Raw genomic sequence first — 25,376 nt, 5'->3', positions numbered from 1 at the left:
CTTAAACGAGGTGCGAAAGTAAGAAATTTTGAACTATTGACCGCCAATTTCCTTAAATTTCACAAACTTTTGTTGAGATAATAGATACAAAAACATAAGAATTGGTTACTTTCTGACATTATTCTCATTTTTCTGAGCATAATAAATCAAAAAACAACCAATTCTTAAAATAACTTCCAACAAGCTAAAAGTCTTATTTAAATCCTCCGAAATAAACTTCTTTCATAAAAATTCTATTTCCAAAAACGGGATTTATTTCTACTTTTTCGCGTGTTTCCTGATAAAAAGTTTCGCCATTAAAATCTTCGATTTCATAATTGATCTTATGAGGAATTTTTCCGGAATTTAAAGCTGCTACAGGGCGATAATCTCCAAATAGTTTTCTTTCAAAAAAACTTTTATTGCCATTGTCAAATTCTGTTTTTTCTGTTGAAACTATATTAAAGTTTTCTTTATCAATAAAAACATGATAATCAGTTTTGGGAATTGTTCTGTTTCCCGAACTCAATGTTTTTTCAAAATAATTTAAATGATAACACATTTTTCCCTCGTATATTTCTTCACCCAGAACTTCAAAATTATTCCATAAATCGAGTCTTAAGTCGGTTAGAAAGTTTACCAAATCAACATTTTTAGACAAATTGCTGTAATCGTATGATGTTAATTTTGCCCATTTGGCATTGAGTCCAGTTTCACGATCGTCATGACTCCAAGCTTCTGGTCCGTTTACGATTTCATAATAAGCTTCAGGCATTTTTTTCTTAAGAAGATAATGCGATGTTGTTGCCCATTTTTCTTCTGTCTGCGGAATATTTGTCCCTTCAATTGAAATCTTAGAAAATAGATGTGCTTTTTCTACTTTTTTCAAAGCTTGGCTTCCTCCCAAATTATCAACTACTTTAGCCAAAATATTTGCATTTAATTGATATGGTATAGAATCAAGCAAATTAAGTCTTTGCGTTTTAATCTTTTCCAGATAAGCTTCACGATTAGATTTTTCGATTTCCCATTCTGCATCTTGCTGCTGAATCTTTTCAAAAAATGCTAATCTTTTTTCTTCTTTCTCTTCCGCTATTTTAAGACCTAATTTTTGAAGATCTGCAAAACGTGTAGTGTGGCTTCTTATTTTTTTATCGACAAAAAAGCCATTATTCACTTTTTTAACTATTGAAGATCCTCTTGAATCCTGCTTATCATTCTCAATAAGCAAATTAGCATACAGTAACGCTTTTTCTCTATTTTCAAGTAAATAATAAGTTTCTGCTAAATTGTTTGTAACTATGAAACGAATATTTTCGTTTGCAGGAGAAAGTGGATATTTTACCAATAGACTTTCCAAATATTGCAAATGAGGCGACAAAGTTTTTTCGTCTAAACCTTTTTCAAGTGTCACTTTTTGCATCTGAACTGTAATTTCATTTTCAAATGCCAGCAACTTCTCGTACTCAGGATGCGATTTTGAAGTTACAAATTCAAACTTTATTTTTTCTTCACCGATAGTGTATCTTAATTTATAATTAAGGTAATTTTGTATTGCTTGAACAGAACTGTAAATTACTGTGTCTAATCCTAATTCCGCAACAGTGTAATTACCGTCTCTTTCTGCTTCTGCAATTTTTTTATTATTCATCTCAACGGCAGCCTTCAAATTGTCTTTTTGACTACCTACAGCGATTAAATAGGATTCCACTGTATTAAAATCTTTGGTCAACAGAAGCTTATCTGCGCATTTCGCCTCCATTTTTATTTTTACACTATAATTGGAAAATGCCTGAAACTTCCATCCGTTTTTCTTTTTATCAAAAATACTGTCAATTTTAGTGGCTTTATATTGCGGAAGTTCAATGGTTAAATAAATTCTTAGTTTTCCGTTTGCAGGATCTTTTATGAAGCCTTCTATATTAAAATAGTTTTTTTTCAATATCGGTTCTTCTTGTATTAACTGCTTATCCATTTGATAGAAAGTGGTCTGAGTTAATGCATTATCAAGAATAGGAAATTCTGGGTAGTTAATTACTGGTATGTAGAATTTCTTTTTTTTAGAGCTTATTTTTTCTTGCGCCTGAATTGAAGCAATTACAAGCAAAGCTATAAGGAGTAGTGTTTTTTTCATAGGCAAAAAAAAGCCATCAAAATCAAATCCTGATGGCCTGTATCTTTTTTTATTTTTCTTTTCTATTGAAGATCTGAATTGACTTATCAGAAACATAAAAAATATTCTGAGTCGCAGGATCTACTTCGTAAATTGGCTTGTTGTTGTTGAAGATAATTTTATCAACTTCAACTCCATCAACTTTACTCACTTTTACAAGAATTTTTTCTCCAGAATCTGCCTTTGCAAAGATATAAGAGAAGTCTCTGTTTTGTTTCATTGCATTAAAACGAGAGTTAAATTTAGCCGCTACTACGCCAAGTGCCGCTGCTCCAGCCGCATAAGCTTTTGCTTGATCTTTATTCGTTTTATCTTCTTTCTTTAAAACTGAAGTTCTCATATTTCCATCAGAATCACGGTATGTCATTGTTACTTCAGAGCCTTTAAATTCACTCACACCAGCTCCAACTCCTAAACCAATACTTCCAACAATAGCAGCACTTTTTATAAGACGTCTTGTTCCTTCTCCTGGCTGTGAATAAGTAAGGTGATATTTAACTGTACCATCCATATTAACTCCCATAACTTCAAGTGGACCTGAAAGCACAACACCCCAAGGAAACTGCTCGATACTGTTTAATTCTTTTTCTCTTTTGATATTTACTTTAGCAAAAGGCTCTGGCTTGTCGCTAATGCTAGGATCAAATTTGTATAATTTCTCGTCATTATATACTAAGTAAGAATTTGTAGTTTCATCGTAAGTAGGTAAAACTGGACGATTTTTATCAAAATTGATATTACGTTTCCAAAGTTTAACTCCGGTTTTATAATCTACCATGTTTCCGTAAGTTCCTGTAAGGTACATTACTTTTTCGCCAACTTTCCCTAGGTAGTAAATTGGATCTTCTTTATCATCAGAAATTTCAATGAATTTTTTCCAAAGTTTTTCTCCGTCTTTGTTAATCAACATCATTTCATTTTCTGCAACGTACAAGAAATCTTGATCGATTGGAATTACTCTTTTCAATCCATCTCCACGAGCGTCTTTTTTCCAAATTTTCTCTCCTGTGTTTAAGTCAAAAAAGTTAAATCCGCTGTAGTGCGCAACTAATATTTTTGTTCCCCAATCTTCAAGATAAACCACTCTCTTTGTTTTGATAGATTCTTTCCAGATACTTTTTCCAGTTTCTGTATTTAATACATTTAAATATTGTTTTGTAGAAAAAGTTCCTGTATTATTTACTACAACAATATTTTTATCATTTTGCGTTAAGAAAAATTTAGAATAATCTTCTTCACCTTTCCAGTTTAACTTTCCAGTAGCTCTGTCAAAAGAATACAATTTTCCGTATAATAAATAGTAAATTACAGATCCATGTACTTTTGCTACGTTTGTATTTACTGATTCTTTAAATGAAAAACTAAACAAAGACTTTGCCTTATCAACAGTTGTATTCCATTTTAATTCGCCAGTTGTCATATCCAATAATGCAATTGCCATATCTCCATCTTTTTTCAAAGTAAGCAGATACTCATTTGTTTCAGGAATAAAATCTGACTGTGTAACCCAGAAAGACTCTTTTGCAGAATTATAAACTACTTTACCTGTATCAGTATTGATAATAAGATATTTACTTTCAAGATAAGCTTCTACATATGGACTTCCAGGCACATTAGTTAAAGTACTTTTATCCGCGAAAAGTTTTGTAAGATCAGTATCGCCTGCGATATCCAATACTGATCTGCCTCCAAAATCTTCTTTAGTTAAAGTCCATACAACTTTTTTAGTTTCAGGATCAAGACCTTTAATAGATGCGCCTTCTTTAAAGACAACAATTCCAGTAACTCCATTCTGCACCAAATCTTGGACAGCATTTTCTGTTGTAACTATTTCATCATATTTTCTTTGGGCAATTGATGAAACCGCTACCGACAGAAGCAAAATAATCGAAAATGTAATTTTCTTCATGGTAGATTTTTTTTTAAATTATTGGTTTTAGATATTTATGAGAAATTGCTTTTACTAAAAAATGGGATTTTTTTAGTAAAAATTAACTGAGCAAATATATAAAAATAGGAATGCTATTTATGAAAAAATTTCTTTCAAAATATCTAGCGATTTTGGACGCTTAAAACCCTCTAAATGAGAAGAATAAAAATCAATTAAAACCTTTAGCAAAATTTGTCTCTCACTTACATTGAAGATTTTTTGGCTATTATCAAACTTTAGTTCGATAAGTTTTTTTAACAAAGTGGTTTCGTGCTCCGAAAGAGCGGTAGAATTGTGGAAAACCGTAAAAACACCCTCATTCATTTCAAAAAAAGGAAGGTCAATATCTGAAAGATCAGGATAAAATCCGAGGTATTTTGTGATTTCTAAAAGAAGAATTAAGTGAAAGTTAGAAATTTCGTCATGATGATCCAGCCAAGTCAATGCCGTTTCTAAAAACAAGAAAAGCTGTTCGTTTTTTTCTTCTTCCTGAATAGAATAATGGAGCATTTCTGAAAGAAACATTACCATGGTACTTTTTATAATATCGGTATGAATACTCTGAAACGGAACGGCAGTTTTTATTTCTTTAAAATTTTCAAGTGTTCCTTTATTTTTATGAACGGCTTCAATTTCTAAAATCGAAAAAGGCTGAAAATACGCAATCTTCTGACTGGCTTTTCGGCTCGAAAATGCATCGCGTACAAAATAAGATTTCAGTCCGCTGGAAAGTGTAAAGCATTTTACAATCAAGCTTTTTTCTTGAAATTTTAAAGATGAAATTACTATGGCTTTGGTTTTGACGAGCATTTTTAATTTTAGATTGTAGATTTTAGATTTTAGATTTCTATCCAAAACTAAAAACTGTGACTGTTGCAGAAAACTGCGACTGAATACTAACGAATTATCATTACTTTTTTGACTTTCGTTTCTCCTCCGTCTTCTGCAGAAATAAAAACCATATAAACGCCAGAGGCAACTTTATATTTGCCAAAAGCAGTGGTGTCCCACTCGATTGTTCCGCCTTCCGAAGTTGTTTCGTAAACTAAATTGCCTGCAATATCAGTAATTTTGATATTTGCTTTATCAATTAATCCAGCAACTTTTACTGTTCCATTATAATTTGGACGAACTGGGTTTGGATAAACGTATACATTACTCAAATCATCGTTTGCATCTGTTGCTATTCCGTTAAACGAGACTAATCCTTTATTGGTTGCTATAAAAACTTCTCCGGTTTTAGCATTTATCTTGATATCGTTTACATAATTGCTCGGCAGCGGAGAATTGTTTATAGTAAAATGATATTTGGTTTCCTGACCATTTGGCGAAACCATAAAAACTCCAGAATCTGCAGTTCCAATCCATTTATTGTTTGCTCCATCAACTGCTATTGAAGTAATAAACTGTTCATACAATAATTCCTGTGCCAAATCGTCTTCGGTAATAATGATAGGATTTGCTTTTAATTGATTTTCCGATTGAAAACTGGAGACATTAGACAAAACTCTCAGCCCTTTTGTTGTTCCAATCCAAAGTTGATTTTTTGTGTCTAATGCTAATGTTCTCACATCGGCTATAGGTAGATTGCCAGCATCAACACCAAAAGTCATTTTTTTGAACGTATTAGTGCTTTCATTAAACCCAACGACGCCACTTTTTAGGGTTCCAATCCACTTTACATTATTTCGGTCTATGGCTATACTCGAATAGTTTTCTTCTTCGGCATTGTCTATAATTGAAGTCATGGCATAACTTCCCCATTGTCCATTTGTTTTTAAAACTTTCAGTCCATTTTTAATTCGGCTGTTTGTTACCCAAAGATTTGCAGATTTATCAAATGCTGTTGCATTAATACGAACATCAATATAATTTGGTCCTTCTGTAGTTATAGTTTCTAAACCGCTATTTTTTTCGTTGTATAAAAAATTAGGCACATCATTTTCAACTTTTACCAGACCAGAAAAGAATGAACTCGCATAAACTTGTTTTTCATTATTTGGATTAACAAGAACTCTTGTAATTGATTTTGCGTCATAAACTTCGGAATACGGGATGTTCAGCCAACCAGAAGCATTATACCTGCTAATTCCGTAATTATCTAAAGGATAAGGATTATACGAAACATCATAATCGCCGTAAACTGTCCACAAAACACTAGAACCTGCATCTATTGCAAAAATATTATTTCGAACTGGTCCAGCTGGCGTATTATTCTCAAAAGCGGCTACATTATTAAGAGAAGAAGCAAATAGACCTTTTTCTTTTGTCCCAATAAAAATCTGATTTCCAACAGCGGTTGCACAACTAAAATTCAAAGTATTGTCTAAGACCTGAGAATTTGAAATTTGTCTATTCAACACCATTTGATTATTGTACACATAAACCGTATTGGCAGTTGTAACAAACAAATTATGATTTTTTGCTCTCGTGTCTACAGCAGGCTGAGGCAATTGCAAAAACCCAACAAAAGTATTTGAGTTGAATCTGTGAATATATCCTGAATCATTTATTGCGATAAGCTCAGTATCCAAAGTCTCTACGCTAGACCAATTTCCTCCATTTACAAGCGACCACTGATTGTAATCTATAAGATTAGCATTTGTCTTATCTGCTTTTCTAATCCCACTTGATGTTGCAGCAAAAATAAATCCATTAAACAAAGTGGTTTGTTTTACGCTTATTTCAGCTCCGTTGTCACCAATAAAATAAGTATCGCCAAATTGCGAAGTTTTCAAATTGAATTGCACAATTCCAAAATCACAAGAAACATAAACCAATCCATTATCTTCCATAAAATGATTGATCTTTTTTGTATTTGCGGGCAATTGTTTGTTAATGATATCAACTACTTTTAGAATACTTCCGTCAATATCATTAATCAAAATCATCAAACCATTTTCGTAGCCGATCAATGTTTTTTTGAATATCTCGCTGTAATAAACCGCAGAAATGGTCTGACCAGATAGTCCTTCAACTGTAGTTGTGGTTTTAAGAATATTTGTTGCTGTATTTTTTGAAAACAATGCATTTTCTGAGGCCGCAAATACGCTTGTAGCCGACTCCGAAATATCTTTTATTTCATTAAACGAAAAATATCCCTGCCAAGACAGTTTGCCCTGCGCTCCGCAAAACTGAATGAGAAGTAAAAAGAAACTGCAGAAAAATACTTTTTTCATCATTTAATGTATTCAATTAAGGCAAATATACTACAAACGAGATTTTATTTAATTTTTAGTACAAATAAAATACCCTCGATATCTTATCCAGACAATCGAGGGTATTTCTTATAGTAGTAAGTAAATCTTAAACAACACCTTGTGCAAGCATCGCATCGGCAACTTTTACAAATCCGGCAATGTTGGCTCCTTTTACGTAGTTCACATATCCGTCTTCTTCAGCACCGTATTTTTTACATTGGTTATGAATACCAATCATGATTTCTTTCAATCTCAAGTCTACTTCTTCACTTGTCCAGTTTAGACGAATTGAGTTTTGAGTCATTTCTAATCCAGAAGCGGCAACACCACCAGCGTTTGCAGCTTTTCCTGGAGCGAACAACACTTTATTGTCTAAGAAAAGTTTAATAGCATCTAATGTAGAAGGCATATTTGCAGCTTCAGTTACACATAAAACGCCATTGTCGATTAACTTTTGAGCATCTTCCCCATTCAATTCGTTTTGAGTAGCACATGGAATTGCGATATCTACTTTTACTTCCCAAGGACTTTTTCCTTTATGGAAAACAGCATTCGGATATTTCTCTAAATATCTTTCTGCTTTATTATCGCCAGTAGCTCTCATTTCAAGCATATGATCGATTTTTTCTCCAGAAATTCCTTCTTCATCATAAATGTATCCGTCAGGTCCAGAAATCGTAACTACTTTACCTCCTAATTCATTTACTTTTAAAGCTACTCCCCAAGCTACGTTTCCGAATCCTGAAATCGCTACTCTTTTACCTTTAATCTCGTGTCCGATAGTACGAAGCATTTGATCTGTAAAATAAACTACTCCATATCCTGTAGCTTCTGGTCTGATTAATGAACCTCCGTAAGCTAAACCTTTTCCAGTTAAAACTCCTGTAAATTCATTTCTAATTCTTTTATATTGTCCGAACAAATAACCAATTTCTCTTGCTCCAACACCAATATCTCCAGCTGGAACGTCAAGATCTGGACCAATATGACGGCATAACTCTGTCATGAATGACTGACAGAAACGCATAATTTCTCCATCAGATTTTCCTTCTGGATCAAAATCAGAACCTCCTTTACCTCCACCCATTGGAAGAGTTGTCAAACTGTTCTTGAAAACTTGTTCGAAAGCAAGGAATTTTAAAACTGATAAATTTACTGTATGGTGAAATCTGATTCCTCCTTTATAAGGCCCAATTGCAGAGTTCATTTGAATTCTGAAACCTCTATTGACAATAATTTCTCCTTTATCGTCTACCCATGGAACTCTAAATATTATTGATCTTTCCGGTTCAGCGATTCTTAAAAGGATATTCTTTCCATCATATTTTTTACGCTCAGATATAAACGGAATTACTGTTTCAGCAAATTCTCTAACAGCTTGAAGAAATTCTGGCTCGTTTGGATTTTTTGACTCAATAAGAGCCATAAACTCATTTATTTTTTGTTCCATCTTTGAAATAAATTTTCAGATAATTTAGATTTAATTTTCACTCTTATAAAAATAAGAAACTATGTTTAAGAAAACGTTTTCGTTTTAACTGACAAAGATATAGCAAATAATGATTCGATGTTACATTTTTCACTTTTTTGAATCGATTTGTGTTTTTTGCAAACATTCCAAAAAAAACACATTTTTCATGTAGGTGTTTACATGCAAATCACCTTTCAAAAGTTAGTAAATTAAGTATTTTGTTACTTATTTTTCAATACAGCAATTTAATATTTTGAATCGATTAGGTTTTTTATATATTTGCCGTGATTTGTAAGCCCCTAAAAAATGCCTAAACACCTATTTATCACATTATTTGCCTTCTTCGGCATTTCAACTGCTGTATCAGCACAAGGATTAGCCCAAGAGATCGGAATCTATGCAGGACCAGTAACTTTACAGTCCGATTTTGGAGAAAGAAACAACTTTGATAATAATGTCGGAAACACAGGTTTTGGCATTGGAGTCATGCACTTTATAAACTTTTCTGCCAATAACAATAGAGAAAATTATTTTACAGAACATTTCAAAGTAAGATCTGATCTGTCTTACAGCAGAACTACCCTAAAACACCATGGACAATGGGTGGAACACAAACCTAACGGATTATTTGCAACGCAGTTAAGAAACATGCATGCCAGCTCAAGCATTGTAAGTTTGGGCACACAGCTAGAATTTTCTCCTTTTATGAAAATTCACGATTTCGAAAACTCAGTTGGTAGCTTCAGTCCGTATGGAGCTTTTGGGGTTCAAGTGAGCTATTATTCAGCTAAAGTTGGATCTCGATTAGGCGATATCACACTTCCTGCTAATACTCCAGGAAAATACTTAACCCCATCTGACGGACGTGCACATGGTTTCTCAACTGAAACTGGCGTTGCTTTAGCTGCTACAGCAGCTGTCGGAGTCCACTATAAACTGACTGACATGAGTGATTTGATGTTTGAAACTCGTTTCCATATGTACAGCTCAGACTGGATTGACGGATTGAACCCAAACAAAGATATTTACAAAGAAAACAAATCTAACGACTGGCAGGTTTGGTTTAACTTTGGATACATCTATTATTTGGAATTCTAAAAAAAATCAAATCCCAAAATATAAAAATCCCAAATTCCAAAGTAATCAAAATTGGAATTTGGGATTTTAGTTTTTATTGGAATTTTAAGAAAGTGCTTGTTCCAAATCGGCGATTAAATCTTCTGCATCTTCAATACCAACGCTTAATCGAACCAAATCATCAGTAATACCAACTTCTGCTCTTTTATCTGCAGGAATAGATGCGTGTGTCATTAATGCTGGGTGATTTGCCAATGATTCTACTCCACCTAAAGATTCAGCAAGAGTAAATACTTTCAGTTTTTCTAAAAATGAGATAGAATCTTCTTTTTTACCTGATTTAAAATCGAATGAAACCATTCCGCCAAAAGCTTTCATTTGCTTTTTAGCAATTTCGTGAAAAGGATGATTCTTTAAACCTGGATAATAAACCGTTTTAATCTTTGGATGATTGCTTAAATATTCAACCACTTTTTCTCCATTTTCACAATGTCTTTGAACTCTTAAAGCTAAAGTTTTAATCCCTCTTAAAACCAAAAAACTATCCATTGGTCCAAGAGTTGCTCCAGTTGCAAACTGCTGGAAATGCAATTGATCTCCAAGCGCTGCATCCTTTACAATTAAAGCTCCCGCAATAACATCTGAATGTCCGCCTAAATATTTTGTTGCAGAGTGCATTACAATATCTGCGCCTAAATCCAAAGGTTTTTGTAAATATGGAGTTGCAAAAGTATTATCTACAGCAAGAAGAATTTTTTTCTCTTGAGTAATTTTAGCTATTTCCTGAATATCTGCCAATTTCATTAGCGGATTGGTTGGCGTTTCTACCCAGATCAGTTTCGTATTTTCGTTGATTAAACTTTTCAATTTTTCGATATTCGTCATATCAACAAAATGAAATTTAATACCTGAATCTTTGTAAACACGAGAAAACATTCTGTATGTTCCTCCGTATAAATCATCCATTGCAATGATTTCGTCTCCAGCTTTAAAAGATCTTAAAACACAGTCTGTCGCAGCTAGACCAGAAGAAAATGCCAATCCGCGAGTTCCGTTTTCAATACTTGCCAAAGCATCTTCTAGGGCAGTACGGGTCGGATTTGAAGCTCTACTATATTCGTAATCTGCCAAAGGTTTTCCTGGGCTTGTTTGCACAAATGTTGAAGTCTGATACACTGGCGGCATTACTGCACCTGTACTTGGATCGTGATGCTGTCCTCCGTGTATTACTTTTGTATTGAATTTCATATAGTTATAAATTTAAATTCCTTAATTCTTTTACAAATTTACCGCTTAATTTATTTTATCCTGACACAACTTCTTACCTTTGTAGATAATTAACACTTTTTGATATGAAAAATTACTTATTTATAATCTTTTTGTGTTTGATTTTTACAAGTTGCAAAAAAGAGCTTTCATTTGAAAATGAAACGTTTGAAGAGAAATCTACTATCCCGTGCTCAAATGACTGCCCGAAAATCACGATAGAAGTTCCAATTGCTAAAAATATTAAAGTAACATCAGACAGCATTAATAAAAAAGTCTTTGCTGTTATAAAAGAGATTGTATTTTTCGAAGAAGATTCCGTCAAAGTCGATGATTATAGATCGTTGGCTAAATCTTTTATTGCTTCATACGAAGAAATGCATCAGAAATTCCCAAATGACACTTTTGGTTGGGAAGCAAAAATTATTGGAAATGTCGAATTTGAATCCGATCAGGTATTAAACCTTAAAATTGATCACTATACTTTTACTGGAGGCGCTCACGGATATCAAGGCTATCGATCATTATTATTTGATAAAAAAACTGGAAAGGCAATTTTCAACAAACAATTATTTAAAAACGAAAATGAGTTTAAAGCTTTCGCCGAAAAAACTTTTAGAGCAAAATATAAAATTCCAGAAAAAGCCAATATTAATGCTACTGGTTTGATGTTTGAAAATGATAAATTTCAACTGCCTCAAAATATCTTTTATACCTCTGCAGGTTTACTTTTATATTACAACTCATACGAAGCTGCATCTTACGCAGATGGTCCAAAAGAACTTTTATTCCCATATGAAGAAGTAAAAAAATACTTGAAATATCATTGATTAAGGTGCTAAGTTACTAGGGTTTTATGCCGTTTGTCTAACACAATCTTTGTCGACATACTGGATGTAGATGCACTGCAGTGCGTCTCTACAGAAAAAAAACTTAGAACCTTAGCGTCTCAGCAACTTAGAACCTTTTTCTACTGAACATCATATTTCATTTTGCGCAAAACCCGTAAAGATTCCTTAAACGAAGTATAAACCTGTTTATAAGGTTTCAAAAGTAATTTGGCGTCTATCAATTTTTGTCTGGCATCTTCGAAACCATTCAAATAGCAAATCATAAAAGTGGAAGGCAAATTCTCCAGATCTTTCATTTCACGATCAGATAATGATATCTCTTTCTCCAGTTTTCTTAGCAGAGCTATATTAGAATTATAAATGTGATGCAACATTTTTCTGTTGAATTCTGGTGGCTGAAAAAGCATTTGACGATCAATTTTATAATATCCGTTATCGAAAAAATGAATCGTTTGCTCTTCAAGCGGATAATAACTCGTTTTATCATTCAACCCCAAAGGAACATATTCTGTGATGGTGAAAGTATCATCATTATAATCGATCGTAACAACGTCTTGTGCAGAATAAAAAAGTTTAATCTGTTCGTTTATCAATTCAATATCGACACGCGACAAATACGTTTTTTCACGAAGTTTTTTTGGAACTCCAGCCCAGCATATTACAAACAACTCTTTAAAAACATGATATTTTGGCGACATATCCTTATGCCTGAAATTCATAAAATCGATAACGCCGTCTAAAGTATATTGAATGCTGTTTCGAGAACTATTTTCAATCCCGATTACCGTTTCTGTATTTTGATTGCTTTTTTCGATTTCCTCGTGTTCTTCTAAAGGAATCGAATTGCTGCCGCGTCTTATGAAAATACTGTTGGCCAAAATGGTATGGATTCCTTTTTTAAAGTAAGAGATTTTACTTTTGGGTTTTATGGTGACAAGACCAACTACCTTATCTTTTGGAAGATTGGGAAAAGGGACGTTTTCGTATTGAATTTTCGGTGGATTTTCTAAAAAAGCGTTAACTAGATTCTGAATTCGGCTGTCATCAAAGAAATCATCGCCTACAATTTCATTATCTTGATCTTCTACTCCAACTACGATATAAGAATTATTGTTCGGATTGGAATTGGATAATGCGCAAATGTGCTTTAAAAACTTTCCTTTTCCTTCTCTGGAATGAAGATTCAATTGCCTTTTCTTATCATAAAAACTGCTTTCGTCATTATGAGCGAGGAGATTTTTAATTAAAAGGCGCTTATTAATCATTTTTCTCAGATTATTTAGACTTGCTTAGACTTTTAGACTTCTTAGATTTCAATTATAACCAACTTCGAATCTAAGAAGTCTAAGATAGTCGAAAAATTTTAAGCCAATCTCTTTTTAACAATTGTCGAAGACGCCTGAGCCGTACTCATGACAACCAAATCTGCAATATTTACATGATAAGGTCTTGAAACCACAAAATGAATAATATCGGCAATATCTTCAGCCTGTAATGGATCAAATCCTTTATAAACATTGGCTGCTCTTTCAACGTCACCTTTAAAACGGACTTCGCTGAATTCTGTTGCAACCATTCCTGGATGAATGCCTCCAACTCTAATTCCAAACGGATTCAAATCGATTCGCATTCCTGCTGTAATAGCATCAACAGCATGTTTAGAACCGCAGTATACATTTCCGTTCGGATAAACTTCTTTTGCCGCTGTTGAACCAATATTAATGATATGCCCAGATTGTCTTTCAACCATCTGCGGAATAATTGATTTAGAAACGTATAAAAGTCCTTTTACATTAATATCAATCATCGCATCCCAATCATCTAAATCTCCATTTTGAATCGGATCTAAACCATGTGCATTTCCCGCATTATTAATTAAAACGTCAATTGTCGAAAAATCGTTTGGTAAAGAGCCTATTTTTTCTAAAACTTCTTCTTTATTTCGAACGTCAAATGCTAAAGAATGCACTTCTGTAAAAGCAGAAAGTTCTTTTTGAAGTTCTTCTAAACGGTCTGTACGCCTTCCGCAAAGCACAACTTTATAATTATTTCTTGCTAAAATCTGAGCAGTTGCTTTTCCAATTCCGCTTGTAGCACCAGTAATTAAAACTGTTTTTTTCATTGTAAACTATTTATTTTTTGATACACAATAAAGTAACGTATCAATTTTAGGATTCAATTTTCATGTTTAATACAAACCTAACTATCTTAAGATTTGATTAATTCAACACAAAAATACGGCATAAAAGCACTAAATGAATTTCGATCTGCGTTATTAATTTACTAATTTAAAAAAAAGAGACTTATGAAAACAGTAAACCTCAAATTTAGAATTTTCCTCTTGGCTTCATTATCTGCCCTATTTCTAGCAAGCTGCAGCAGTAGTGATGGTAATGATGGCACACAAACTTCAAAAGTTAGTGTACGAATGACAGATGCACCGGGTGATTATGACCAAGTAAACGTTGAAGTTTTAGACGTTAAAATTAAAAGCAATTCTGAAACTGGCGAAGATGGCTGGGTTAGTATAGGAAACATAAAACCTGGAGTATATAATTTACTAGATTTAACTGGCGGTGTAAATGTGCTTTTAGCAGATAACGAAGTGCCTTCAGGCTATCTAGGTCAAATTAGATTAATTCTTGGAGACAAGAACACTGTTGTTAAAGACGGTGTAACCTATCCTTTAAAAACACCAAGTGCGCAACAATCAGGTTTAAAATTAAAAGTTAACCAAACATTGACAGCTGGTGCAACTTATGACTTTTTATTAGATTTTGATGTAGAGCATTCTGTTGTTGTAGAAGCTGGCGGTTCTGGCAACTTCAATTTACATCCTGTAATCAGAGTATCTACAACTGCAACATCAGGAATAATTAAAGGACTAGTAACGCCTTTCTCTTTCCAGTCTTTAGTATCTGTTCAAGTGGGAGACACAACTGTTTCAGCATATACAGATGAATTAGGAGCGTTTCAGCTAAATGGTATTCCAGCAGGAACTTATTCTGTAACCATTACGCCAGATGCAAGTTCACAATTACCTGCTTTAGTTGTTCCTAATGTGGTGGTGGTAAACGGACAAATCACAAACATGAACACTCTGGTTTTAAAATAAAAACTCTAAACCATAAAAAAAACAGCTATTCTAAAACGCAGAATAGCTGTTTTTTTATGGTTATTCATTTAAGAATTAAAAATGACTTTTAAATCTGTGAATGTCTTTAATCTGTGAAAAAATATTTTAATTCTTATTTTTCCATTCTTCTAAATTCAACACCATATTGAGTGCTGTCCAAGTTTCTCCATCAACTTCCCTTAAATATTTTTTATCGGGATTTAAAGTAAAGCCAACTTTTTCATAACACTTTTGAGCTCCTATATTAAAATCGAAAACATTCAATTCAATGTTTCTTTCTTTCCTGTTTTCAAAAATATATTCTAACAATAAAGTCACCATTTGCTCGCCAATTCCTTTTCCTCTTTGGTTTTTATCCATAATCAAGATTCGTCCTAATTTTGCAAAACCATCGTAAAAATAAATCTCGCAATGTCCAATAGTGTTTCCATTAGAAACATCTGCAACTCTAAAAGCAATTCTATTTTTATCAGAAAGTGTTTTATCTATTTGGCTTTCCGTTAAGGGAAAAGTGAATTCTGGTCCGCCAAATTGCATTAAATCTTTTGCGTTTTTGACAGAATTAATCAATTCAGAATAATCTTTTTTCTCAAATTTTTCTAGGTGTATCATTTTTCAGAATAGTAAATTAAGGCACATCGTCGCCCATGCTTTCTGTCCAAATAGCAAACCAGTCTTCTTTGTCCATTTCTAATTCAACAGCTTTTGATAAAGATTGAATTCGAGCAACGTTAACCGTTCCTGCAATAGGAATAACTTTTGCCGGATGTTTTAAAATCCATGCTAATAAAAGTGTATCTGCTCCTAAATGATATTTTTCTAATAAAGTTGAAAACAGTTTTTTCAAACGGCGTGTCTGTTTGGTATCTTCCCTAAAAACAGTTCCAAGCGGATTCCATGACAATGGACGAATTCCGTTAGTCTGCATATAGTCTAAACTGCCGTCAAGCATTGGCTCGTAATGCGTTGCCGAAAATTGCACTTGATTATAGCTAACTTCTGTTTTCTGGCGAATCAATTCTGTTTGCGAACTGGTAAAGTTTGAAAGACCAAAATCGATAATTTTCCCTTCTCCTTTTAACTTCTCAACTGCTTCTGCAATTTCATCAGCCTGCATTAACGGACTTGGTCTGTGGAGCAAGAAAACATCTACATAATCTGTTTTCAAATTCTTCAAAGAAGTTTCTACAGACTTAATGATATAATCTTTAGAATAATCATAATGTTTAATTTTGTTTTCAGGGCGTTTTTCAGCAATCATCTGAATGCCGCACTTGGTAATTAGTTGTAGTTTTTCACGATCAATTTTACTGGCGTGAAAGGCTTTTCCAAAATCGGCTTCGGTCGTATACGAACCGTAAATATCCGCGTGATCAAAAGTCGTAATTTTGTTTTCGATACTTACCTGTATCATGTTTTCCATTTCTTTGGTTGTAAGGTTTTTATCCCAAACTCCCCAATTCATAGTGCCCGAAATTATAGGCGATAAGACTGTTTTGCTCATAATAATTATGCGTTATTTTTGGTAATAATTATGCTTTAATAAAACATAATCATCAAAGTTCTTAAAAATATAAAAATAGATTCACAATTAGTCCTTAAAATTAGGTCATTGGTCGAAGTTTTAACCATTCTTTAACATCTTACTTCTCAAAAAATATTCAATTTGCACTCTCAAAAATTAGGCGTAAAAATCAAGGTTTTAAAAATATTTATATGGAAGAAAATACAACGACTTTAGACATTAGAGCGATAAATGAAAAAATTGAAAGAGAAAGTGCTTTTATAGACCTTCTTACAATGGAAATGAACAAAGTTATTGTGGGTCAGAAACATATGGTCGAGCGTCTATTGATCGGATTACTTGGACAAGGGCATATTTTATTGGAAGGAGTTCCAGGTCTGGCAAAAACTTTAGCCATCAATACGCTTTCTCAAGCGGTTCAGGGTTCTTTCAGCCGTATCCAGTTTACGCCAGATTTACTGCCTGCCGATGTTATCGGAACCATGATTTACAACATTAAAGCAAACGAGTTTTCAATTAAAAAAGGACCGATTTTCGCCAATTTCGTACTTGCCGATGAGATTAACCGTGCTCCAGCAAAAGTTCAATCAGCACTTTTGGAGGCAATGCAAGAGAAACAAGTTACAATTGGAGATTCTACATTCAAATTAGATCGTCCTTTCTTGGTATTGGCAACGCAAAACCCAGTGGAGCAAGAAGGTACTTATGCACTTCCTGAAGCGCAAGTTGACCGTTTCATGCTAAAAACTGTTATTGATTACCCAAAAATTGATGAAGAGCGTTTTGTTATTCGTCAAAACTTAAAAGGATCTTTCGAAAAAGTAAATCCAGTGGTTTCTGTTGACCAGATTTTACGTGCGCAAGAAGCGGTTCGTGAAGTTTATATGGACGAAAAAATCGAGAAATACATCTTAGATATTATTTTCGCAACACGTTACCCAGAAAAATACAAATTAGCCGATTTAAAACCGCTTATCAGTTTTGGAGCTTCTCCTCGTGGAAGTATCAATTTGGCTAATGCTGCTAAATGTTATGCTTTCATCAAACGTCGCGGTTATGTAATTCCAGAAGACGTTCGTGCAGTTGTTCACGATGTGCTACGCCACAGAGTTGGAATCACTTACGAAGCAGAAGCAGAAAACATTACTTCTGTAGACATTATCAACAAAATCGTTAACGAGATTGAAGTACCTTAAAAAGTTGATGGTTGATAGTTTTTTGTTGATGGTTTATGCGCCATCAACCAACAACCCTAAACCATAAACCAAACAAAAAATGGATACAAAAGAGCTTTTAAAAAAAGTACGGAAAATAGAAATCAAGACCAAAAGATTGAGTAATCACATCTTTTCGGGAGAATACCACTCTTCATTTAAAGGACGAGGAATGACGTTTAGCGAGGTGCGTCAATACCAATACGGAGATGATATTCGTAACATCGATTGGAATGTAACCGCACGCTATAATGAAGCTCACGTTAAAGTATTTGAGGAAGAACGCGAATTGACCATGGTTTTAATGGTTGATATTTCGGGTTCGGAATCTTTTGGTTCTAAAAATCAATTTAAGAAAGACGTCGTAACCGAAATTGCGGCGACGATGGCTTTTTCGGCTACACAGAATAATGATAAAATTGGTTTAATACTATTTTCTGACACTGTCGAATTATATATTCCTCCCAAAAAAGGACGTTCGCACGTATTGCGTATCATTCGCGAATTGATTGAATTTGAACCAAAAAGCCATAAAACCGATATTGCTCAGGCATTAAAATTCTTATCTGGAACTCAGAAAAAGAAAGCCATCATTTTTATGATTTCTGATTTCATGTCTGATTCTTACGAACATACTTTAAAAATCGCTTCAAAAAAACATGACATTACAGGTGTTCGTGTGTATGACATTCGCGAAGAAAAAATTCCAAATTTAGGAATGGTAAACATGCTAGATGCTGAAACTGGAAAAATTCAATTGGTTGATACAAGTTCTAAGGCCGTTCGTATGAATTACGAGAAGCATTATCAAGAGAAACTAAATTACTTTAAAGATACTTTTCGTAAATCTGGAGCAGGAATTGTAAATACCAGAGTAGACGAAAATTACGTTACTAAACTATTAGGCTATTTCAAATCACGATAAATATAATTTTAGATTGCAGATTTTAGATTTTAGATTTTTTAAAATTGAGAATTTAAATTCTGATAAATTAATGCCATTAAGCAATCATTTTAGACTAAAATCTGAAATCCAAATCAAATGAAATTTAAACTTTATATATTTTTATTTTTACTTACTTCTACTGTTTTTGCTCAAAAACAGGTAGAAACTAGTATTGATACCACCAAAAACAAAATTGGTGCTGAGTTCAAGCTGACACTTAAAACGGTTGTGACTTCAACAGCAAAAGTTGAATTTCCGAAACTTAAAAATATTGGTCCGTTAGAAGTTATTCAATCGTATCCGATAGATACGGTAAAGAAAGATGCTACTAATTACGAACTCATAAAAAAATATGGTTTAACACAATTTGATTCTGGACATTATACAATTCCAAGCGTTAAGATTTTAATCGATAAAAAACCTTTTTATAGCGACTCTATTAAAGTTGAAGTTGCCAACGTAAAAGTCGACACTTTACAGCAGAAAATGTATGATATCAAAGATATTACTTCGGCTGATGAAGGAACGGGAAATTGGTGGATGTATGTTTTAATTGCTTTAGCTATTATCGGAATTGGAGTTTTCGTTTATTGGTATGTTAAAAAACGCCAGCTCAAAAAAATCGAAGAGGAAGTTTATAAAACGCCAATTGAAAAAGCGACTAGTTTATTAAATAACCTAGAACAGAAAGAACTCGTTCAAAAAGGTGAAATTAAAGAATACTATAGCGAATTGACTGATATCGCCAGAAATTATATTGAAGAAGCCATTCATATTCCAGCAATGGAAAGCACCACTTCTGAATTGATTCAGGCTATCAGAATAGCATCGACTCAAAAGAAAATGACCCTTACACCAGAAACGGTTGAAAATCTGGAACGCGTTTTACGTCAAGCCGATTTGGTAAAATTTGCGAAATCAAAACCGCTTGATTTTGAAATTACTGAAGATAGAAATAAAATTCAAAAAGTAATTTTGACACTTGACAAAGCTATTCCGACAGAAGTTCCTGAGGATATAGAAGATCAATTATTAAACGAAGCGCAAAGACAAAAACAAATTCAGGCACAGCTTAAAAAACAGCGCAATGCAAGAATTGGTTATGCAGTTGGAGCTGTCATACTTTTATTGTTTGCTACAACAACTTTCTTTATTGTTACCAAAGGCTTCAATTATGTAAAAGACAACATAATTGGTCATCCTTCGAAAGAATTATTAGAAGGCGAATGGGTAAAAAGTGCTTATGGTAATCCAGCTGTTCTTATTGAAACTCCAAAGGTTTTAAAAAGAATGGACGCGCAAAAAGTACTTCCAAAAGAAGCGATGGCACTTATCAAGGAAATGCAGCTTTTTGCATACGGAAGCATGATTGACAATTTCTATGTAACTGTTTCTACATCTAAATTTAAACAGCCAACCGATATAGATTTAAGCAAAACCCTTGAAGGAACTCTTAAAATCATTGAAGCTCAAGGCGGACAAAATATTATTGTAAAACAAGAAGATTTTCAGACAAACGAAGGCATTCAGGGAATAAAAGGTTATGGAACAATGACTGTTTTGAATCCGGCAACCAAAACGAGTACAAAAGCATATTATGAATTGTTACTTTTCAAACAGGATCAAGGTTTACAGCAAATCATGATTTTACACGAAGAAGGCGATACTTATGCAAACGAGATTACAACTCGAATCTTAAATTCTGTTGAACTTCAAAGAGCAAACAACTAATGGGCAAGATCACTTTTTTAAATCCAGAATTTCTTTGGTTGTTTCTATTAATTCCGATTGCGATAATATGGTTTTTCTGGAAACGCAATCAGCAGTCAGCTACCTTAAAAATGAGTTCGACGGCAGGTTTCCAAAAGAGCGAATCGTTTTGGACAAAGTTCAAACCTGCTCTTTACGTTTTTAGAATTTTGGCTTTGAGTTCGCTAATTATAGCATTGGCTAGACCAAGAACAGTAGACATCAGCAACCAGACAAAAACCACAAAAGGAATTGATATTGTCATGGCAATTGACGTTTCTGGTTCTATGCTGGCAAAAGATTTAAAGCCAAACCGTATGGAAGCTTTAAAAAGAGTTGCTGCAGATTTCGTTGAAGAAAGACCAAATGATAGAATCGGATTGGTTTTGTATGCTTCTGAAGCATATACCAAAACTCCAGTTACAAGTGACAAGGCAATTGTTCTTGAGGCCATAAAAGGCATTAAATATGATAATGTTTTGCAAGACGGAACAGGAATTGGAATGGGATTGGCAACAGCTGTAAATCGTCTGAAAGACAGTAAAGCAAAAAGCCGCGTTATCATTTTGCTTACCGATGGTGTTAATAATGCTGGTTTTATTGAACCAGAAACAGCATCTGATATTGCAAAACAATACGGAATTAAAGTCTACACAATTGGTCTTGGAACAAACGGAATGGCAGAATCTCCATACGCCTACGCTCCAAATGGCGGTTTCTTATTCAAAATGCAGAAAGTTGAAATCGATGAAAAGCTAATGAGAAGCATCGCCAGAAAAACTGATGGAACTTATTTTAGAGCAACAAGCAATGCTAAATTAGCAGAAATATATAACTCAATCAATAAACTGGAAACGACAGAAATTCAGGAATTGAAATTCTACGATTATGACGAAAAATATAGGTTTTTTGTTTTATTTGCAGGCTTTTTATTATTGCTAGAAGTTGGATTAAGAAATACGGTTTACAGAAGCTTTATTTAATATTTTAGTCGCAGTCACAGTTTACAGTTAATAGCTGAAAACTGCGACCGAAAACTGCGGCTGAGAACTAGAATTAAAAAATGGAATTAGACGAAAAAAAATATTTATATCTCTTAATACTAATCCCGATTGTGGTGTGTATTTTTCTTTTCAACATGTATTGGAAAAGAAGAACACAGCGTGAATTTGGTGATTTGGAAATGGTAAAAAGATTGAGTCCTGAAAAATCAGTTTTTAAACCTGTTTTAAAAATCGTAGTGATTCTTCTGGCACTTACTTGCTTGATTATCGGTTTGGTAAATCCGAAGATCGGAACCAAAATGGAAACCGTAAAACGAGAAGGTATTGATATTGTTTTCGCTGTCGACGTTTCTAAAAGTATGCTGGCAGAAGACGTTGTTCCTAGCCGTTTAGAAAAAAGTAAACAACTGGTTTCTCAGATTATCAATAATCTTGGAAGCGATAGAATCGGAATCGTAGCTTACGCAGGAAGCGCATTCCCTGTTTTGCCAATTACATCAGATTACAGCGTTGCAAAAATGTTTTTACAAAGCATGAGTCCAGGAATGGTTTCATCTCAAGGAACATCTTTGGACGAAGCGATTAAATTGTCTTCGACTTATTTTGATGAAAAAAGCAAAACCAGCAAATTATTAATCCTAATCTCTGACGGTGAAGACCATTCTGAAGGCGCAACGGCAGCGGCAGAAGAAGCCAATAAATTGGGAATGAAAATTATCACAATTGGTGTAGGGACAGAAAAAGGAGGAACTATTCCGTTAAAAGAAAATGGCGTTGTAAGAGGCTATCAGAAAGATCTAAACGGAGAAACTGTAATAACCAAATTAAATCAAGAAGGTTTAAAAACAATTGCAAAAGCAACAAAAGGCGGTTACGTTTACGGCGGAAGCACAAAAGAGGTTTTAGAATATGTAAAAAATGCTTTAAACAATATTCAAAAAACTGAATTTGAAGCTACACAAATGGCCGAATTTCAATCGCAGTTTCAATGGTTTATCGGATTTGCATTTTTATTGCTTTTCCTAGACATTTTCTTGTTGGAAAGAAAAACAAGCTGGATCAAAGAATTGGATTTATTTAATGAAAAGAAATAAAAAAGTCAGCCACTAATTACTCGAATTTACACGAATGACAATTATTTAATTTGTGAAATTCAAAAATAATGATAAAAAAAAAATTAGTGCCAATTAGCGAAATTCGTGGCGAAAAAAAATAAAACTAGAATGAAAAATTTACTTCTTTATATTTTACTAACCGTTTCTTTTGCAGTTACTGCACAAGAAAAAGACAAATCATTGCCTGTTGGGAATGAAGAATATAAGCAGAATAAATTTACTGATGCTGAGGCAAACTATAGAATTTCGGAATCAAAATTTCCCAAGAAATCAGCAGCGGCCTATAATTTAGGAAATACCATTTATAGACAAAATCAGATTTCAGAAGCTAAATTTGCTTATGCGAAAGCGATAAAAAATGCCAAAACAAGACCTGAAAAACATAAGGCTTATCATAATCTTGGAAATACTTTCATGAAAGAGAAAGATTATACTCAGGCAGTTGAAGCATACAAACAAGCACTTCGTAATGACCCAACCGATGAAGAAACACGTTACAACTATGCTTACGCTAAACAAAAACTAAAAGAAAATCCTCCGAAAAACGATCAGAACAAGGATAAAAACAAGGACAAAGACAAGGATAAGGATAAAAATAAAGACAAGAACAAAGACAACAATAAAGACAAAGACAAGGATAAAGATAAGAAAGACGACAAAGGCGATCAGGACAAAGACAAAAAAGACGGTAAAAATGATCCTAAGCAAGATGATAAATCTGACAACCAAGGACAGCCAAAACCACAGCCTGGAGGAATATCAAAAGAGCGTGTTCAGAATTTATTAGATGCGGTAAATAATGAAGAAAAGAAAATTCAGGACAAAGTAAATGCTCAGAAAGTAAAAGCAAATCCTAAGAAAACAGAAAAAGACTGGTAGGATTTTGAGTTTAATCGTTTAATTGTTTATTTGTTTAATCAGATATACAGTTAAACGATTAACGGTTAAACAGTTTAACAGCTAAATAAACAACGACTAAAACAAGGAATGAAAAGATATTTAATTCTATTTCTACTCACTTTTCAAGGATTGATGGCTCAGGTGCAATTTGAAGCCAGAGTCAGCAAGAATACACTTGGACTAAACGAAAGACTTCGCATTGATTTCATTATGAATGTTGACGGAGATAATTTCGAACAGCCTTCTTTTGATGGATTTAAAATGGTTGCCGGACCAAGCCAGCAGATTAGCCAGTCTTGGATTAATGGCCGAAGCTCTTTTCAAAAAATATATTCTTATATCATACAGCCTGAGCGAAAAGGATCAATTACAATCAAACAGGCTGCAATAGAATTTAATGGTCAGATTTACAAAACAAATCCGATAAAAGTTACTGTAACCAATGCAGTTGCTCAGGAAAGAGATCCTAATGATAGACCACAAGGATCTGGAAATGAATTGCTCAATCTAGTTGCCGAAATCTCAAAAACAAATCCTTACCTAAACGAACCGATTACAGTCGTTTATAAATTGTATTTTAATAATATTGGTGTTACCGGTTTTAAAGAACTGGCAAAACCGAAATACAATGATTTCTGGAATCAGAACATTGATATCAAACAACTTTCTGTACAACAAGGATCTTATCAAGGGCAACAAGCTTATTATGTAATCTTGAAAAAAGTGATTTTATATCCGCAGAAATCAGGAAGGCTTACTATTGAACCTCTTTCTCTAGATATTGGTGTACAATTGCCAACAAATCGCCGTGATATGTTTGGTCAAATGATCATTACAGAAGACAATAAAGTAGTTTCTGCTGGAGCAAAAACAATTAATGTAAGGCCACTTCCTGAAAGCAGCAAACCAGAAGGATTTACTGGTGCTGTCGGAAAATTTAATTTCACTGTTACTCCATCAAAAACCACACTTAAAAATGGTGAAGGTCTTGACTTAATTGTGAGTGCTCAGGGAACTGGAAACATGAAGTTATTTACTCTTCCAAAACCAGTTGTTCCAAACGCATTAGAGATGTACGATCCGGTTCACGATGAACAAGTGACCAATTCGCTGAACGGTATGTCTGGAAGAATCACAGACAAATACACTATTGTTCCTCAATACAGAGGAAAATATGCAATTAAACCAATGCAGTTTTCGTATTTTGATTTGAGTACTGGCACTTATAAAACCATAACTTCAAAAGAAATTATGATTGATGTTTTGGACGGACCAACACCTGCCGAAGTAAATACAGGAACGACAGCTAAAAATGTTGTGGCCAAAGCAGATGAATTCAAGAACATTAAATCTAAAACAGCATTAATTCCGATTGAGAAAAAAGATTTTTATGACTCAAATCTGTATTTAGGATTATTGTTTGCTCCATTTATCATTATTCCGATTATCATTTTAGCTAGAAAGAAAAAAGAAGCTATGGATAATGATGTTACTGGAAACAGAATTAGAATGAACAATAAGCTTGCTAAGAAATATTTATCACAAGCCAAGAAATATCTTAACAATAAAGAGCCTTTCTATATCGCATTAGAAAAAGCAATGCACAATTTCTTGAAAGCAAAATTGCATATCGAAACTTCAGAAATGAGCAAAGACAATATTAGAGAATTGCTATTGTCTAGAAATGCAAATGCAGAAACGGTTCAGAACTTTATTGCTTTGACTGAAAACTGCGAATTTGCACGTTATGCACCAGCATCGAGCGCTTCGATTCAGCAGGATTATGATAAGGCCGTTATGATTATTTCTGAATTAGAAAAACAGATTGTTTAAACGTAAT

At 33.7% G+C, this 25,376-nt stretch carries 20 protein-coding genes; 10 read left to right on the top strand and 10 right to left on the bottom strand.

Annotated features, from left to right (window positions below; genetic code table 11):
* Positions 1–193: 193 nt before the first annotated feature.
* The 5 genes from BLP44_RS04400 to gdhA form a co-directional block, all read right to left on the bottom strand.
* A complete protein-coding gene (locus BLP44_RS04400) occupies positions 194–2,113 on the bottom strand; it encodes a hypothetical protein (protein ID WP_170830210.1) in 1,920 nt (639 codons plus the stop codon).
* Positions 2,114–2,162: 49 nt separating this feature from the next.
* Positions 2,163–4,061 (bottom strand): outer membrane protein assembly factor BamB family protein, encoded by a 1,899-nt coding sequence (locus BLP44_RS04395; RefSeq protein ID WP_008465302.1) that lies wholly within the window; start codon positions 4,059–4,061, stop codon positions 2,163–2,165.
* A gap of 117 nt (positions 4,062–4,178) precedes the next feature.
* Positions 4,179–4,892, bottom strand: coding sequence for a DNA repair protein RecO (gene recO, locus BLP44_RS04390; RefSeq protein ID WP_091129823.1), 714 nt, complete (start codon positions 4,890–4,892; stop codon positions 4,179–4,181).
* An 86-nt stretch (positions 4,893–4,978) separates the two neighbouring features.
* On the bottom strand, positions 4,979–7,261 hold the full coding sequence (porZ, locus tag BLP44_RS04385) for a type IX secretion system anionic LPS delivery protein PorZ (RefSeq protein WP_091129720.1): 2,283 nt from the start codon (positions 7,259–7,261) through the stop codon (positions 4,979–4,981).
* A 127-nt stretch (positions 7,262–7,388) separates the two neighbouring features.
* On the bottom strand, positions 7,389–8,732 hold the full coding sequence (gene gdhA / locus BLP44_RS04380; protein WP_008465309.1) for an NADP-specific glutamate dehydrogenase: 1,344 nt from the start codon (positions 8,730–8,732) through the stop codon (positions 7,389–7,391).
* Positions 8,733–9,059: 327 nt separating this feature from the next.
* Between gdhA and BLP44_RS04375 the strand changes: the two genes are divergently transcribed.
* Entirely contained in the window at positions 9,060–9,851 is a 792-nt protein-coding gene (locus tag BLP44_RS04375; protein ID WP_091129716.1) for a THC0290_0291 family protein, read from the top strand.
* Between the two features lie 84 nt (positions 9,852–9,935).
* Here BLP44_RS04375 and BLP44_RS04370 read toward each other — a convergent pair whose 3' ends face one another.
* Positions 9,936–11,078: a cystathionine gamma-synthase gene (locus BLP44_RS04370; RefSeq protein WP_066033362.1), complete on the bottom strand. Its 1,143-nt coding sequence runs from the start codon at positions 11,076–11,078 to the stop codon at positions 9,936–9,938.
* Between the two features lie 104 nt (positions 11,079–11,182).
* On the opposite strand from BLP44_RS04370, the gene BLP44_RS04365 reads away from it, so the two are divergent.
* Positions 11,183–11,926 (top strand): DUF3298 and DUF4163 domain-containing protein, encoded by a 744-nt coding sequence (locus BLP44_RS04365; RefSeq protein WP_091129712.1) that lies wholly within the window; start codon positions 11,183–11,185, stop codon positions 11,924–11,926.
* Positions 11,927–12,066: 140 nt separating this feature from the next.
* Here the strand turns inward: BLP44_RS04365 and BLP44_RS04360 are convergent, their stop codons facing one another.
* Both BLP44_RS04360 and BLP44_RS04355 read right to left on the bottom strand, forming a co-directional pair.
* Positions 12,067–13,212, bottom strand: a complete 1,146-nt coding sequence (locus BLP44_RS04360) for an ATP-binding protein (RefSeq protein WP_008465317.1) — start codon at positions 13,210–13,212, stop codon at positions 12,067–12,069.
* A 98-nt stretch (positions 13,213–13,310) separates the two neighbouring features.
* Entirely contained in the window at positions 13,311–14,069 is a 759-nt protein-coding gene (locus tag BLP44_RS04355; RefSeq protein ID WP_091129708.1) for an SDR family NAD(P)-dependent oxidoreductase, read from the bottom strand.
* Positions 14,070–14,252: 183 nt separating this feature from the next.
* Here BLP44_RS04355 and BLP44_RS04350 point away from each other — a divergent pair, with 183 nt between their 5' ends.
* Entirely contained in the window at positions 14,253–15,062 is an 810-nt protein-coding gene (locus tag BLP44_RS04350) for a DUF4382 domain-containing protein (RefSeq protein ID WP_091129704.1), read from the top strand.
* 126 nt (positions 15,063–15,188) lie between these two features.
* Here BLP44_RS04350 and BLP44_RS04345 read toward each other — a convergent pair whose 3' ends face one another.
* Complete coding sequence (locus tag BLP44_RS04345) at positions 15,189–15,695, bottom strand: GNAT family N-acetyltransferase (protein WP_091129702.1); 507 nt, start codon at positions 15,693–15,695, stop codon at positions 15,189–15,191.
* 16 nt (positions 15,696–15,711) lie between these two features.
* Entirely contained in the window at positions 15,712–16,587 is an 876-nt protein-coding gene (locus BLP44_RS04340) for an aldo/keto reductase (protein WP_008465325.1), read from the bottom strand.
* Between the two features lie 212 nt (positions 16,588–16,799).
* Here BLP44_RS04340 and BLP44_RS04335 point away from each other — a divergent pair, with 212 nt between their 5' ends.
* The 7 genes from BLP44_RS04335 (at position 16,800) to BLP44_RS04305 (ending at position 25,369) form a co-directional block, all read left to right on the top strand.
* Entirely contained in the window at positions 16,800–17,804 is a 1,005-nt protein-coding gene (locus BLP44_RS04335) for an AAA family ATPase (protein ID WP_008465328.1), read from the top strand.
* Between the two features lie 79 nt (positions 17,805–17,883).
* Positions 17,884–18,747 carry a DUF58 domain-containing protein gene (locus tag BLP44_RS04330; RefSeq protein WP_091129698.1) on the top strand — a complete coding sequence of 288 codons (864 nt, stop codon included), beginning with the start codon at positions 17,884–17,886 and terminating at the stop codon, positions 18,745–18,747.
* Positions 18,748–18,864: 117 nt separating this feature from the next.
* Positions 18,865–20,499 carry a hypothetical protein gene (locus tag BLP44_RS04325; protein ID WP_091129695.1) on the top strand — a complete coding sequence of 545 codons (1,635 nt, stop codon included), beginning with the start codon at positions 18,865–18,867 and terminating at the stop codon, positions 20,497–20,499.
* A complete protein-coding gene (locus tag BLP44_RS04320) occupies positions 20,499–21,500 on the top strand; it encodes a vWA domain-containing protein (protein ID WP_008465333.1) in 1,002 nt (333 codons plus the stop codon). Before BLP44_RS04325 ends, BLP44_RS04320 begins: the two co-directional genes overlap by 1 nt.
* Positions 21,501–21,580: 80 nt before the next feature.
* Entirely contained in the window at positions 21,581–22,615 is a 1,035-nt protein-coding gene (locus BLP44_RS04315; protein WP_091129692.1) for a vWA domain-containing protein, read from the top strand.
* 129 nt (positions 22,616–22,744) lie between these two features.
* Positions 22,745–23,515: a tetratricopeptide repeat protein gene (locus BLP44_RS04310; RefSeq protein WP_091129689.1), complete on the top strand. Its 771-nt coding sequence runs from the start codon at positions 22,745–22,747 to the stop codon at positions 23,513–23,515.
* A gap of 108 nt (positions 23,516–23,623) precedes the next feature.
* Entirely contained in the window at positions 23,624–25,369 is a 1,746-nt protein-coding gene (locus BLP44_RS04305) for a BatD family protein (protein WP_091129686.1), read from the top strand.
* Positions 25,370–25,376: the final 7 nt, after the last annotated feature.

The sequence above is a fragment of the Flavobacterium anhuiense genome (genome assembly GCF_900101855.1).
In the GTDB taxonomy this organism is placed as follows: Bacteria; Bacteroidota; Bacteroidia; order Flavobacteriales; family Flavobacteriaceae; genus Flavobacterium; species Flavobacterium anhuiense.
The sequence above is the reverse complement of the archived record's forward strand: the minus strand, read 5'-3'. Positions and strand labels throughout refer to the sequence as shown.